This is a genomic window from Bacillus cereus group sp. MYBK15-3, from assembly GCF_051916765.1.
Taxonomy (GTDB): domain Bacteria; phylum Bacillota; class Bacilli; order Bacillales; family Bacillaceae_G; genus Bacillus_A; species Bacillus_A cereus.
The window spans coordinates 133706-149074 of the sequence record NZ_JBQAHG010000006.1 but is presented as its reverse complement, the minus strand read 5'-3'; the positions used below and the strand labels follow the sequence as shown (position 1 = coordinate 149074).

Genomic DNA, 15369 nt, shown 5'->3' with positions numbered 1-15369 from the left:
TTTACTCCTTCTCAATTTTATCCATCATCACCTGTTTAGCTGCTTTCTTAACCTGTACACCATCTATATGTAACTTCTGCATATCTACTAATAACTGGACTAACTCATCATCATATACTCGACGACCTTTACTATCTTTTTGTACCTTATATCCCTCATCCTCCAGATAATTTACATAACGTACAATGTTAGGGTGTTTTACTCCTATCAAATCAACAACATCCCCTAGTTTATATACAGACTTCTCTATTCTGTTTACATCCAGTTTTTCAGTTTCTGTTAAAGATTGTGGATTTACCAACATCTTTGCAACCGTAATCAATGGAACATTACGTCCCACCTTTTCAGATAAATCGGCGAGCAACTCCACATCCTTTTCCGTGTAAAATCTATGTCCGCTTATAGTTTTGCAAAAAACATATCCTACTTCCTCTAAAGCTGATGCATACTTATTAATTACATATCTATCACCAAACCCCAATATATCCGCAGCCTCACTAAACGTAATTAGACCCTTAGATACTTCACAAACCTTCTTCTCTTTTTCTATTTCTTTTTCAATCTCAGCAATATCATCGTCGTTTAACGCAACTTTCCCCTTACTGGTTACCGTATATCGTTTTCCTTCCTCTTCTAACTTACGAATACACGCCTTTACTAAAACTTTACTTGCTCCTAACTTTTCAGATGCTACAATTTCTGTGTACATTTTAGTCATATCTCCATATGGACACTCTTTCATTAACCAGTTTGCAATATCTGTGAAAGCCCATCCGTTTCTGTTCATTGCAAATCCTTTTCTAAGTACATCAAAATCTTTCTCCGTGTAAATTCGATAACGTTTATTGTTTCTTTTAAATTCATACCCTTCACTCTGTAAACATCTAGAGAACAAAGTTAACTCACTAGCGGCTACACCTAATAATTTCGCAGCAGCGTCCAAAACATACATACCTTTCAATTCCTCTGAAAGCCTATCTATCAACTCTGAACCTACTGTACCCTTATCCATGATTGTATTAACTGCAGCCTCTAAATCCATTCCATGTTCATCTAGCACAATCAATTCATGTAAGCAACGAACCAAGTCCTCAGAGTAAAATCGGAACTGTGTACCCGAAGCGTTTACTGGATACCCCTTTTCTTTCAACATGCGAATATAGCGATTTAAAATATAAATTTTTACCCCCAATCGCTCACATACCTCCTTCGGGGTATATCCAATCCTGCCACTACGTAACTCATCTACACAATTCATTTTAGCTCCTCCTGACATATCTTTTCGTTGTCTTAAATATACCAGATTATTATATTTTAGTCAATAGAAAAGGGAATCCCTAAAGACCCCCGGCGAATATAACCCCTATCTCTTCAAAATACATACCTCTCTCAGAGTAATCGAACCGCAAAGATACGGATATACCTACATTATTTATCTTCTCAGATACGTCAACCTACATACTTTTTCGTGACACCCTCTACACATCTTCGTAATGGAACTCCAGAATCTTCCCCACGTTCAAGAACCTCCCGAAACACCGATACATCTTGTTCGGAAAAGACCCGGTGTGTCCTTAGTCTCCTAATCGGGTAACCACTCTCCTCCAATAACCGGATACAGTGACTCATTTTACTTCTGCTTACCACCACATCTAACAGCCCTACAACATCCTTTACTTTGTACGGATGTGTCTTTGTGTACCCTATGTATTCTATATCTTTATGTAAAACTTTTTTAGCAGCGTTCTGCAATGAGTACCCGCTATCCTTCAAACTTCTCATCTTTAGTACAAGGTCTATATCTTCATTATAGTAACGCCTTACCCCTGCCTTATTGGTTTCATAAACCCTACCCTCTTTAACTAACAGGCTGATATATTTCAAAAATATTGTTGCCCCAAACCCTACTATATCTGCTGCCTCATGCAACTCATACACTTCCCCATCTTTTTTCCTCTGGGAAAGTTTCACACGTCTGTCTTCTGCACGTATATCCGCTTGCATCTGTAAATCCTCACGTAGTCTCTCGTCATGAGAATTCATGACAAACTGAGCAGCTTCCACTAACGTGAAACTTTCATCCTCAAACAATCGTCTTGTTTCCATAACCAACTCTTTATCCTCTTCTGAAAAAATACGATTTCCCACAGCGTTTACCCTCTTCTTTTTTCCTTCCTTCTCAAGAAGCTTAATAATATAGATGAATGAGCTGTAATCTAAATTAAGCTCACGTACCATATCCACTCCCCTGTAAACCTTACCCATAACAACCTACACCTCTCTTTTTGATAGAAAGAAAGGAAGCTCGAAAGCTCCCTCCTTTATGAAAAGTCATTAATTTTACCCACCAGATGCTCACGTACACGAGCTAAGTAACTTTCAATAAACCCATCAACTGCTTGTCCATATGCAGTCATGTCCCAATCCTTAAAGTCTTCCCATGTAACTGCAAGACCTTTTACCTGCTCTCGAGACACTTTAGCATCCTCACCATTTACCGCCAGACCTTTAACCTCAATAAGATATTCATTTACAAACTGTAACCAAACATCATCTTTCACAAAACTACCAACTGCACCTGTAGAAAGCTTTTGCTCACCATGTTTATTTAACGCCCCAAAAGCAGGAATACGCGCAATCTCAACTGCTGTATCCGTGTTAGCATGCTCTCCACTCTCAAGCAGCTGTAATGACACTTCACTTTCTGCATCTAACACTAATGCTACGTCCTTATCTACGTTATCCATTCCTGTCTCTACCATATCCTCCGCCCAGTCCTCAGCGAATGTTGCTGCGCCCACACTGTTCTTTACACCATTTAAAATTTGTACCCAATTCGTATTCATATGTTTCTCCCCTTTTTTGATTAAATTCGTTTCTGTGTATTTTTACACTTTCAGTATGTTTTGCTAATCCATACCAAGTAGCTGTCTAACCTCACGTTCAATATCCTCAAACGTTCTGTTATTGGCTTCCATCCACTCGAACTTCTCAGCAATCCCATCCATTAATTCCTCTTTGTACATGTTCCGTAGTTGCTTTACTAACGCACCATATACATCCTCTTTCTGACCTGTAAACTCATTCCCATGATGTTCACGGAAATGTGCAAGACGTACAATATTGACCATCTCAGGCGAATCCATATAACAGAAGAAATCATAAAATTTCTTCTTCTCATAGTTGTTCCTATCAATACGACCTTTAATTTGATTCGTACGTTGTGGCATCGTTGGTATATCATAGAAAAGTATTCTATCGGAAGTTGGTATGTTAACTGCCTTCTCGACATTGAATACTAACATATCTAACTGCCCACTATTGAATAACCTAAGCGTCTCTGTCTTATCCTCAACAGAAATATCACCATTTAGTATTCCTACTTTGTAACCTAACTCCTCTAACTCTTCCTTCATTGTTTTTTGAGACTCTTTATTGTAGACATACACAAGTGGTCTATCATCCTCCACCGTCTGTGCAAACTCAATAACTGCCTTCAATTTAGGAGAAGTCTTCTGCGAAAATTCCGCATCCGGGTCAGAAGTCTTCGGACTGTTAATAAGAGACACATTTGCTGACTCACTTATCTGCTTTTTCTGTTTTGCCGTAAGTTCTACTCCGTGCAAGACGTAGTTATGCTCCGGTAAGTCTTTCGAATAATCTCGTTTAGAACGTGCTATGTAGTAATACTTTAACCTATCCCTTAATTCAGCCTGATTCTTATAGTCCACAATCTCGCCGACTTTACGTTTGACCACATGCTGCTGAAACGGGTCAAATTTAGATAGGTCTCGCATGTAAACCTCTCGACCCCCACGAACTACATACCTTGTCTCAAGAAAATCCTTATTCGGTATCAACTTTGGTTTTAGTACATTGAACTGGTAGTAGAAATCGAAAATGTTCTTTTCGAAACTTGAACCGTTTAAAAAGATAACTCTTTCAATTCCACCCTCGAATTTGTTTACAATGTTATTTACTGTTTTATATAACATAGACTTTGGGTTTAGTAGTTTTGAAGTCTCATCGAATATAGCAAACTCATACTCATTCGCATGCTCCAAGTAGTACTCTAAAAATCCATTCGTCTTTAACCCGTCCCAGTTTGTAATTACTCCATCCTGCTCATCCATATCATGTTTTCGCAGCGCACGTGCAATCCCCGTACTAGATTTTGTAAGTGGTACGATTCTAATACCGTAACTATTCCACTCATTCGCAAAACCCATAACGTGACTCGAATCCGTCACAACTAGAACCTTCTTAGGCTTCAACCCTTTTCTTTTCTGCATATATTTGTAGTACGCATAACTCGCTGCCGACATAACTGTTTTACCTAAACCCGGTTTATCTCCAATAAAAAACCTCGGGTTCACATAACTCATTAACACTGGAGATACCTGCGCCTCACGTAAGTAAATCTCTACACAATCCCGATTGAACTCCCGTGCCGACCTCACTAAAATATCCGCCGTCTTTTCAATCTTCTTAAACGGCACGACCTTCAGAAAATCGAGCATCTCTGTTTGTTTTTTAGAAAGCCCTCCACTCATGTAGAAATCGGGACTCTCCTCAAACAGCATTTCTTCAAAGTCATTCTCTTGGAATTGTGCCACCCTGCTCTGAAATAACAAATGGTCACGCCTCCTCATGTATGCATAATATATATCTTTATTGTAACAGGTATAAACTTTTCATATGTGAATCCCTTATCAATTTCCTAAAATAATCGACTGATACCTTTACCTCCTGTCTACTCCTGTGTAGTTACCCCCACATACACCTTCCCCTATCTCAAACTTAACTTCTACAACTCTTTTAGTCCTAATATCCAAATGTACCTCTCGGTTTCTTCCCTTTTATCATCACACACATTTTTACCCATCTTCCTTAATTTTCTCCGCATGTAGGTCACTACTCAAATACCAAACTTAAATATAGCTAACTCTTTACCTAAGCTATTGCACCCTTCACACAAATAAACACGAACGCCAACATCTTAGGCAGCCCATAAGACGCTTACCTACCTAACTAGCTTACATGCCGTTAATATTGCCCCGCAGTAAACAGTAAACCATACAGCATAGAAAAAATAGCTACCCATGTAATTACCCGCACACATAGATTCTAGGTAGGTTATATAAGGTATTCCGCACTAATTCACGTATTTTGCTAATTTTACTTTCTAATTTTTAATACAATTCTCCCCAGTTACCCTTATATTTTGCATTCTACACTTTCTGGTTTTTTACCTTTATCATATAAAACACGAACATTCCAAAAGTATTTTGGAGACATTCTTATATTTTGTATATATTACTTTCCTTTGCTTTTTATATTATCGATAAACCCTACAACATTCATAAAGTAATTACCCACAATTCTTGTATTTTGTATTGTTTACTTTCAATTAAATTACTAACATATCATCGATGAACAGGCTATTTATCTCTTAACATTCTAAAATCCTTGTATTTTGCAGTTTTTATTATCTTATAAACATAAGAAAAAGGAAGGGGAAACCCCCTTCCTTTCAACTAATATCCTTTAAGCTTAACATAAGCGTTCATCGTAACAACCCTCTAACCCAATAACCATACAAGGCACTTTATGGTCTCCTAATCCTTTGTGAATTTCCTCCAATGTTTTATGCTCAGGTTTAAAAGTATCACCTACCACAATAACCTCAAGCATGTTTGCTTTCTCAATTGCCACATCTTCCATATCAATCTCAAGGTCAGAACCTTTACAGCACTTAAGTAAGAAGAAGCCTAACGCCTCGAATTTATTTCTAGCTTCAATTACTTTACGCTTATTATCTAATCCCATACCTACTTTAAATAACTTAACTTCTTTCGCCATACTTACCACCCGTTTCTTTTATTTGATACCTTAAATATACAGTATTATTATATTTTAGTCAATAGTTGTATAAGAAGAAAAGGAGACTATAGTCTCCCTTTCTAACATTTACTTCTCCGCTACATACACATCACCGTCATCAAAAATTAAGGTCATGTTTAGCGCCTTATCTATTTTCTTTTTCGGATACACAGCGTGTAAATCATCTTTAGCTATGCAATAAGAGAACATATCAATTTTTGTACCGTTATTAAAAATATACTGTTCTACCGTTTCTTGCGGTTCTTCATTTCTAGTGATTGTCGGAGAATCATAGGCAACCTTTACCGCACCGACTGGAGCAGGTTCTTTCTTTGGAGCAGAAACCTCTATCGCTTTTGGTTTTACCCCAGAGTCTACCTCCAGTTTTGGCTCTGGACTTACTACAGGTTTTTGCGTTTGCTCCAGTTCTAATTTAACCTCAAGTTCTGGAACAGGACTTTGAACAGCCACCTCTTTATGTGGTTTATTTTGTTCTTTTCCTGTTTTTTGCTCCTGCACCTTTCCGCCAACTCCTAAGATATCACTTAAGTTTACAGTAGGTTGTTTAAGATGGTTTGGGTTACTTGCCCCCAATTCTTTATCCTCCTGCAGCTCTTTTTCCCTACGACCAATCTCGTCGATATCCTCTAACGGATTTAACACATCTTCCAAATTGCTCCGGTCTGCATCTTCTTCTACCGAAAAACCTAAAACTTCACTCGACGAGTGAAATTTATCCCCTATATTTACTTTTTCTGCGGGAAGGTTGATTTTACCCCCTTTTTCGGCACTTTCAGACCCATGTACCAGTTCTTCACCTACTGTTTCAGTATCAGTTTCACTGCGTCTTTCACTCAATTCTACATCTACTAAAGGGAAATCATCAGCTACTGCCTCTATCACTGTATCGTCTAATGTGAAACCTTCGTCCTCACTATCATCACCGAACACATCTATCGGTTCTGGTATTTCAGATAATTTGCTTTCAGACGTTTCAGAATCAATACCGTTATCCGTATCAGAATGTGCCAATATATCCATAAAACTTGGAAAATCCTCTACGGTATCCTTAGCCTCAAATCCATTAACCTGCTCAGGCGGATTATGCGAAGAATGACCTACCTCATCCTCTTCATAATTTTGACCTCCAAAAGCAGCTAACAAATCCTGAGCATCGGCATCTTCAGGTACGTCCTCAACCTCTTCGGTTATATCTTCAAATGACGGAAATTTGAAATTATCGATATCCAAATCATCTCCACTATCAGCCAAACCATTACCTAAATCATTCGGCTCATTGTTAAGATTCGATGTGCCGTGTTCGTTATCTTCTTCAGTTAAATATTGTGATTCTTTAAAATTTGTTTCTTCGTCTTTCTGAACATCATTTGTATTTTCTAATATTTCATCAAAGGACGGGAAACCGTCAAGAGAACCTCCAAACATTGAGCCGTTATCTATAACGCCATTATCTCTTTCATCTGACTCATCTTCCACATTATCAAAGGACTGAATATCCTCATCTTTGTTAAAAATTGATATTTCGTCTTTCTCTAAAGAAACCTTACTTTCATAACCCGTAGGGGCGTTATCGTATAACGGAACATCTACAGCATCCTTACCTAAATCCACACCCATTCCGACTGGCGCTAACTTAGAAGCAGCATCCTCATCCTCAAGGTCTAAAGCATACCCTCTACTTACCGTCATAGCGTTTAAAATTTTACCCTCACGTAACTCCTGTAATGACTTCGCTACATATTCGTTACGGTTAAAGGCTTTAGGGAAATTCATCCCTTCCGGCGGCACTGTAAGGTCGGTATTACCTGCAGCCCTTCTTAACCAATCAAGCGCTACAACACGAATAAGTGCTAGCATTTGCTCGTTGTTTGTTCCCCCTAGAGTAAGCGTCTTTAGCATAAAGAACCCGGAATAATCAAAGGTAGAAGCTAACCCCATACCCATCATATTCGGTTTTTTGACTTTCTTAATTTCCTCTCCAAACATTGTCGTAAAGTCAGACATTGCATCCATACGCATACCAAACTTAAACGAACTGTTAGCCATTACCGTTTTAGGTACTGATTTATCAATTGAACGTTGCCCGATAGTAAGAATCCTCACCCCTGCAGAGCGCCCTTTTGCCGTAATCGTACCCATAATGTTACGTACAGACATGTACATTTCTTTATCGTCATCACGCTCTTCGTACTCAAGCATGGTAGCCGTAATCTCATCCATAATGACAATCAGCAGCGGGAACTTCTTCATAGTCTCATAATCGCCCTTTTTACGTAGCGCTTTACGCAACCCTTTTAAATCCTCTGCTCCATACTGCGTCATAAGTTCTTGTCGGCGTTTACGTTCCTCTTCCACCTCAAGTAGTATCTCTAAGAACGTACTTATGTCATAGTGATATCCCAATACGTGTGGCATCCTAGCAAACGACTCCCAGAACGGCGCACGTTTCGCATCCATAACAATAAACTGCACACTATCGTAAGAATTTGCTAATACGAAATTCCACATAAGCGAGAATGTCAGCCACGACTTACCAGAACCAGAACCCCCAACTATCGTACCGGAGGTATTGTTTTCAAAGTCAATCACATATGGCGACTCGTTATCCTGTAACCCTAATAGGATTGGAAGACCTTTATTCTCATCAGCAAACTGCTCAAGCGCTGTACCGTTTTGACTCGCATCTCCTTGGAAACGAAGAATGTCACCTAGAGATACAAGCGTTCTACTATCGAATCTGATAAATTTGAATACAAATCTACCTTGATAGAAGCTAACCAGTACCGATACTTCCTTATCGTCCGTAGATGCTTTTAGCATATCTTCAAACGCATCGATTTTACGCTGAATCATGTCTGCTTTAAAGTAAGAAGGAAGTACAACCTCAACCTTATACAGCAGTGGGCTATGTTTAATATCTAGAACTGTAAGTTTATTCTCATCTTTCTCGAACTTACTATCTACAGCCACTAACCCTTTAAAGATTGCATATGCGATATTGTTATACTCAACCCCACGCTCTTTCGGTCTTTTGTATTTACCGAAGTTTCTATCGTTCGTAATAATATATGGAGCGAATGAGCGCAGTAACGCTATACGTTCATTGATAACTCGACCCCTATGCTTATTACCCTCAGCGAATACATCCAGTAAGCTATCGTAGAACTCTTGGTCACTTTGAATACTAATAGGCGAAGCTCCAATCGAGTATTTACCCTCGTTTAGGTCATCCTCTTCCTCCTCTTCATATTCATCAGCCAAAACAGCGCCGAACTCATCGTCTAAGGCAACTCCCTCTCCGCTGAAGTTTAACGCCTCAAAATCAAACTCACCGCCACCTTCTTCGTCATCTTCCTCTAAATTGCTTTCTTCACTTTCAGCGTTTTCGTCCTCTTTCGCAAATATTCCCTTGTTATAGAGCGCCTTTAATGCGTAAGAGGTTGCTAAGAATGAAATAACAGCCACAAAGAGCTGTACAGAAGGTGTAAACGGTGAATTTAACCCAAGGAGCATAACAAACACCGCAACAGCAGCAGAGCCTACATTGATTTTATTCAATGCCGTAAGGATATGCTCCCACTCTTCTTTCTTCGGACAATCCTTTATGATGTCTGTAAATACGTAGTTAACCAGGTAGATAGGTGACATTAACCACGTTTTGACGAAATTCTCTTTTCGCCAATCGTTTGCCGTAGCTACCCCACTCTTATCCCCCGGCTCTGCCCCAGACCAACCACCGCCTAAGCCTTCACTACCAACACCCCAACCATCATCCTCATCACTTCCGAAGCTGAAGCCTTCTCCACCGATGACATCTTCCATCATGAATCCCGGCTCATCCTCATCTCCTTCTGAATACTGTGAGTTCTGATTATATTCCGTTTTTGTCTCTAGTTTTTTCTTTAAAAACTGATTGTACTTCCCTTGTTCCACCTCGTAAAGATGCCGGTCGGAAAAATTAATCACTCACAACACCTCCTTTTTTACTTCCCATATGTCCCTGCCAATCCAATTAAGCTCGGTAGATTAATTAAAATAAAAATTGCCAATAACACTACCATTGCATAGGATGTGACCTCAACCGGGATTACTTTTGTACCGTCAGACCTACGCCTACCAAGCGCATACGCCAGTACAAGCATGTAGAAAAACATAACTAAGTCAAACAGTAACCGCATGTAACTACCCTCCTAACTGCTCAAATCCCTTACATTTGCTTTTGTCACTTTCACTTAAGTCCCTACAATCTACATAAAAAAGAGCCACCTGCATAAGCAAATGGCTCTTTTTCCTAGAAGTCGGGTCCGCCTCCAAAATCATCCTCGTCAATACCCACACTCTCAACTTCCTCAGAGATATGAATATCACCTTCAGGTACTGCCTCAGGCAATCTTTCTTCTTTTTCTGGCTCGACTTTTACTTCCTCTTTTTTCGTAAATGTAACTGTTGGGGCAGACACCTCGATGTTTCCCCCAAGAATTGCATCTAACTTGTCGTTAATTCCATTCAACAGCGATAGGTTGCCCATTTGTTCAATAATTCTATTGAACATAGCTTCCTTTTCCATCAAGCCTACTATGTATGCAGTAGCCTCTTTTCTCTCGCTTTTTTCTTCCAATTTATCGTACACCCACTCGGGCATATTTTTACCTGTCAACGTAAACCGTTTTGTACGCTCTTTGCCACTCATAGGAGCATCCCCCTATCTATTACGCTTTTTCAGTAGCACTTAGTAGTTCAAGCGCCGCAATATTGATTGTACGAGAAACTGGCGTAAATACCTCGTTATCTCCAATAACCAATAGGTCGCGTAAGAAGTAATGGTTTTTAGCAGCGATTTCTGCGCTTGTCTCGGCTTCTAGAGCCTCTTTGATATATACCTCTAGGATAGGAGCTTCTCCGCCGAAATAAACGAATTTGAGCGTTGTAGAAGCCATCTTAGCAAACGTATTAAGTACACGTCTAACTAAAATCTTAGCGTAGTTACGTAACATAGACGTAATTTGCTCCGTTAAGTCCACACGTGCGCCCGTATTTGGGTTTTCTAGCACATATTTTTGTTTTGTATGATTATCGACTACAAAACGCTCTAATGTACGTAAATCACCGAAATAACCCATTAATTTATCGTTACGCAGCTTATCAAGTTCTCCTAAAAACGGCTTAACTGAGATAACTTGATATGAATCACGAGAGATAGGTGCTGCTAAGTTTTTAGCTAGTAATACAGCATCTGTAGAACCTCCACCGATATCTACTAGAACCGTCTCATAATCCTTGAAATTAGCCGCTTCTGGACGTGGTACGATAGACGTTTTACCCTCATCATCGTTAACCATTTTGTATTTTAATGCTAGGCGAGCAACCTCGCCCTCGATGCGGCAATCTGACTTGTTTACCACAATCGTAAGCTCTGTTTCCATACCTTTTGTAATAAGCTTCACTTTATGTTCACCAGAGAATCTAGCAGCCATCTTCTCTAACGCAATACTGAACTTCGTTTCACGAGTTAATAGCCAGATTGGAAGCATCATTTTCATCTTATCAATCTCTACTGTATCAACGTCTTTCGGCTCTTCTGCCTTCACTCTGTAGTTGTATGCAACTGCAGCTAAAAACATTGCATAAGGTACTGGAGTTGTGATTTTATCGTGCATTTCTCCTACGTGCTGATTCGAATATTCGCTACCCTCAGCCAACTTACCTACCATGAAATAGCGTTCTTCTCCGTCAATATCTGTACAAACCAGAAGACGTTCTAATAAATCAGCTGCATCGTTCACATCACTAATGAAGTATCCTTCTGCTTCCTCTTTTTCAATCTCTACTACGTTAGTTGGAATCTCGAAGTAGTAACCATTTAACAAGAAATTTCCTGTAGAGTTACCAAAATCTCCGTTCATTCTATTAATTTTCATACGAATCCCTCGCCTCTATTACCTTATTTAATTTTCGAGTAGTCGACATTGAGTCTACATTAAATCGACACTAAGTCACAACACTATGAAGTATACCATATCTACCCCCAGATAGGAAGTATTATGTACTTTCCACAGTCAACATTAAGTCTACATTAAATCGACACTAAGTCACACATACCCACAAAATAAATTTGTACCTTTAGCTTAACATAAACCCTAACTCATCAGTTCCTACTGCTTATCAAAACAACAAAAAAGAGAAGGTTTTTCTCCTTCTCTCTTCCTTTTTATCTATTTTACGTACTACTTATGTTCCTTTGTACGTTCCCATTTCTTAAATACCTTACTGCCTTTAACCCTATCTTCGAAACTTACATTCATTTTATCCCACTCGCCATCTTGAATGAACGCAGAAGTTACCTTATCCTGCACATCAGCACCGCTCGTAAACTCGCTTGTTCGTAAGTTTGGATTGTATGTGTTGTTTACTGTCTTATATAAAGGTAAATCTTCCAACTGTGGATGTGACATCATTTTCACAATAGCCGCCTGCCCTCTGTATTTCACATAGAAGCAATGTTTAAGTGTTGCGTCTTCACTGTTATTCTCTTTTACATCTGCTAACTCATTTAAGTACCCTAAGGAGTCATGAAGTGAGAAGTATTCTGCTAACGCCTCCATATCACTTCTGTATAGCGCCCCAATAATAATCATTGTAATGTTAGACATGATTGTTCCGATATTTTTATCTAAAGGTGTTGCTCCAGACTCCGCACTAATTAACATTGAAGAAGGTGCGTTTGTAATGAAGTAGTTAATTAAACCTAACTTACGTCCTGCAGATGCAAAGTTAGCTACAATATCTCCAGAATATCTCTGTTTTAGGTAACGTTGTAACTCCTCAATAAACGTAACTGTTTTAATTCCCTGTACTCTGTTTTGCGCTGCTTTCATTAATGTTAAATGGCTTGCGAACATCTGACGTAACGCCAACGCTTTCCCGTCTACTGACGACTCATCCGTTGCGCCCATTGCAAAGTTGAATACAATATGGCGACTCTCCATAATCTCCGGAATATCAATCGGTTTTGAGAACCAGTGCTTACGTGAACCCCCTTCTTCAAAATACGGACGTAAGATGGCTCTGAAATTCTTTAACCTTTCAGCCGTATGTACCTCGATGTATTTCTTAGCATGTTTACCTGTTGTCATCTCTACAATCTTAGAGTAGATATGGAAGTACGTTAACCCCTTAGAGTTTTTCCAAGAGTCTCTTTCTTCTGTAACCTCTGCATCCGCATATACTTCACCTAACGCATCACTGAAGATAGCAAGCTGCTCCGGCTCCATTCCATAATTCTCATCTACCAGTAAATTGAATACTCTCTCGGTTGACTCAATCGCATTGATTTTCAATTCCGCATCAAGTTCCTCATCGCCCGTAAGGTCTCCAATAACCATTGTATTTACATATCGTCCCTCGGCTGAACCCATCCCGATTATCTTCGCATCCCCGATGTAAGCTAAACCTTTATACTCAGTCCCCTCGTAATCAAATACAACTGTTGAAAACAATGGGTCTATCATATAAAACGTATCTAACATCTTCGAAAAGTTAGATTTACCCTCACCAGAACCTGCAGTTAGTAAAACGTTCTTCGCATCTGTTCCGCTATACATATCGAATGCCACAACATCCCGGGACTGTATATCAATTCCGTGATACACACCAACATCGTCCCCGACCTTACCATGTGTAGTAACTGTAAGAGATGTAATGGTATCGTCCGCATACACATCGCCCTCGTTCATCTGGCGTAATAATGACTTCGCAGGTCTTCCCGCAGGTGAATACGCTTTTTGATATTCGTTTGTCTGAATAAATACCTCTTTATGTTGAATTCGATATCGATATGTGAACGCTCGGAATGTTCTCTCAGCTACCTCTAAAATCTCATCGTTATCTGCTACTAACTCAAAGATAATTTTTGTTTTGAAAAACGCAGCGTTCTGCTCATCTTTTGCCTCTTTCAAGTATAGGAATGATTTAACCTTACGTACAACGGCAGCTCCATATTTATCTGTATTTAACTCATCTTTTAATGTTCTGTTCTTTGCCTCTTTTGAAACTCTTGCATGCTGCCTAACAAAGTTGTTCCAACGTGCCTGCGTTCTCTTGTTACTAAAATCAAGTGGGTAAAAGACCCCATCAATTAACAATGTAACTGAAACGTTGAAATCCGTCCCATTGGTTGTATTGTAGTTATATACATCCTTCGCAACTGCTTCACGTAAGTCTGTTACAAAACCTCGGCTTATCTCATCAGGGAGGTCACGGACAAAGAACATCTTCTTTACTCCGTTCCTTGTGAAGATTCGGTTTGTAGAGTAGTAGAACTCCCCATCACTCAATACTCGGGGCGGCACATCCATCCCGCCGTGCGTAATCTTATCCACCAATAACCTCATATATAAATCCATCGCCCCTAAGAGTTTCGTACCTCTTTTTACGATATCGGAAGCCTCCAACTCCTCAGAAGCCTTTAACCGTTTTTTAAATAACCCTTTCATCTGCTACACCTTCCTACTTCGTATTACCTGTTTTTCTTGTTTTCCCTTATATTTATCTATCCGAACGAAAAAAGGATGCTGACATAAGCCAACACCCTTTCACGTTGGAGCAACACATGAGTTTTGCATTACCGCCATACAGTTCTATTCTTATTTAAACTTTCACTGCCCTTATATGTTTCCAAAAGAAAAAGCACCTCGGAGAAGATGCCTTTCTTTTTTCATTGTGCTGAATGAAGTTACACAACGAAGGAGGTGTAACCCTCGACCAGTTTGTAGTTGTATTAATAACCATTGTACGTTCAATTATAGTTGGTAAATATCCCACACTCGGTTACTTTCACATTGTAAGGTTCGCATTTCATTTAATTTGGTTAGTGGTTAGCTACTTTGTTATTTATGCGCATTGCTGAGATGCGAACCCCACAAATCAAATATACAACTTACTTTCATTATACAATCCTGTATGTATATTTCCTGCCATGTTGTTATCAAAAAAAAAGAGGTCACCCAAAGTTAGGTGACCAAATACATACATCTTATGTCGTAGGAAATACAAGAACCTAATACCGACCATGTTCTATGACAGACATAATCCACATTAGATTATAAAGACAACATGAAGGTTTCCGCCTTCACAATATAACTATACCACTATATTTAAATAAAGTCTGTTTAGTTGTTATCAAAAACAAAAGCTCCCCATTTCCGTGAGAAGCTTTCCAAAAGCCCTATAACAAAGACTTTTATATTAATATATTTTGAAGAATTAAGGAGTTTTTTGGGAATTTGCAATCCCTACAGGTATTTTACCAGTTCCTTACATTAAGCACAACTAAAAACAAAAAAGAAGTTCTCTACGGCTATAGAGAACTTCCTTCCTTCTTCGGTGGGGCGGCGTATCCCACATCTCTGGTAACTTACTTTCGTAAGCGTGTAGAGAACCTTTTCTACCTCGAAGAATTTTGATGTT

Annotated in this window: 10 protein-coding genes; all 10 read right to left on the bottom strand. The window is 39.2% G+C overall.

Features of this window, described 5'->3' with window-relative positions:
- Position 1: 1 nt before the first annotated feature.
- The gene (locus tag ACTFR8_RS22825; protein WP_440028081.1) at positions 2-1258 is read right to left on the bottom strand and encodes a hypothetical protein; all 1257 of its coding nucleotides are present in this window, start codon (positions 1256-1258) and stop codon (positions 2-4) included.
- Positions 1259-1449: 191 nt separating this feature from the next.
- A complete protein-coding gene (locus tag ACTFR8_RS22820; RefSeq protein ID WP_440028078.1) occupies positions 1450-2265 on the bottom strand; it encodes a hypothetical protein in 816 nt (271 codons plus the stop codon).
- Positions 2266-2321: 56 nt separating this feature from the next.
- Positions 2322-2846, bottom strand: a complete 525-nt coding sequence (locus ACTFR8_RS22815; RefSeq protein WP_221660338.1) for a hypothetical protein — start codon at positions 2844-2846, stop codon at positions 2322-2324.
- Positions 2847-2909: 63 nt separating this feature from the next.
- Positions 2910-4634, bottom strand: a complete 1725-nt coding sequence (locus ACTFR8_RS22810; protein ID WP_440028075.1) for an SNF2-related protein — start codon at positions 4632-4634, stop codon at positions 2910-2912.
- 919 nt (positions 4635-5553) lie between these two features.
- Entirely contained in the window at positions 5554-5862 is a 309-nt protein-coding gene (locus tag ACTFR8_RS22805) for a hypothetical protein (RefSeq protein ID WP_440028072.1), read from the bottom strand.
- A 108-nt stretch (positions 5863-5970) separates the two neighbouring features.
- Positions 5971-9870, bottom strand: a complete 3900-nt coding sequence (locus ACTFR8_RS22800; protein WP_440028069.1) for an FtsK/SpoIIIE domain-containing protein — start codon at positions 9868-9870, stop codon at positions 5971-5973.
- Positions 9871-9887: 17 nt separating this feature from the next.
- Complete coding sequence (locus tag ACTFR8_RS22795) at positions 9888-10082, bottom strand: hypothetical protein (RefSeq protein WP_221660334.1); 195 nt, start codon at positions 10080-10082, stop codon at positions 9888-9890.
- 113 nt (positions 10083-10195) lie between these two features.
- Positions 10196-10594, bottom strand: a complete 399-nt coding sequence (locus tag ACTFR8_RS22790) for a hypothetical protein (RefSeq protein WP_221660333.1) — start codon at positions 10592-10594, stop codon at positions 10196-10198.
- A gap of 19 nt (positions 10595-10613) precedes the next feature.
- Positions 10614-11822: an Alp7A family actin-like protein gene (locus tag ACTFR8_RS22785; RefSeq protein ID WP_221660332.1), complete on the bottom strand. Its 1209-nt coding sequence runs from the start codon at positions 11820-11822 to the stop codon at positions 10614-10616.
- Positions 11823-12128: 306 nt separating this feature from the next.
- Positions 12129-14396, bottom strand: coding sequence for a hypothetical protein (locus tag ACTFR8_RS22780; protein ID WP_440028065.1), 2268 nt, complete (start codon positions 14394-14396; stop codon positions 12129-12131).
- Positions 14397-15369 lie beyond the last annotated feature (973 nt).